1 pseudogene is annotated in these 762 nt (G+C 43.3%); it reads right to left on the bottom strand.

Annotation, left to right across the window (positions count from 1 at the left end):
• Positions 1-737: pseudogene (locus ACWHAR_RS26320) on the bottom strand (CDP-glycerol glycerophosphotransferase family protein); the annotation flags it as partial.
• Positions 738-762 lie beyond the last annotated feature (25 nt).

A 762-nucleotide genomic window follows, 5' to 3' on the forward strand; every position in this document is an offset into this window, starting at 1 on the left:
AAAACAGCTTGATAGGTTGTAAAAACAGGAATGAAGGCTTCATCTCCCATCAATGCGCCATGCTGAAGACAAATGCTGACGGCCCCTTTTCTTTGACACATGAGAGCGAGCACCCTGCTATAAATGTCTTCTGCCGTTCCGACAATAACAGCTGAAATCTTTTCCTGTTCAAACAGCGCATCAACTGTATCAATGGCCTCTATAAATAAAGGAATATCTTTGAAAAGCCGGTCGCGAAACGCTTGATCACCAAATGCCGGGTGATCATCATAAGGGGCGAGAAGCGAACAGGCTGTTTCGAGATACTGCTTCGAATCGCCTTTTTGGCATGAATCCGCTATCTCCCGCTTGCTAATTACAGGCAGATCACAATAATGCGGCAAACTCCATCTGGCCAAAACAGCCGTTTTTTCAGGATCAAATTGATAGTAATTTCCGTTTGAAAAACGCAGGTAATCAAAGTGCAAAATGACTTTCCCTTTAACAGGTTTGTCATTTGTTTTAACGATGTTTTGGATTCTTTCTTCAAAAAACGGCTGAATCTGTCCCTCATCGATATGCTGATCCACCGATCCGAATAATTCCGGTTCTTCTTCCATCATCACCCTCAGCTCAGGGCTGATGTATTGATAAAAATTACTGATAAGCCCAAGCGGAATCCCTTTGTAGCGAAGTTTGTCAAAAAGCTCCACGTACTTCCGGTACAGCACCCAATAATTGCTTAAATAGGCCGACAAGCTCTCACCCCATTCCAAGCTTTTT

The organism is Bacillus sp. LR--39 (assembly GCF_053613335.1).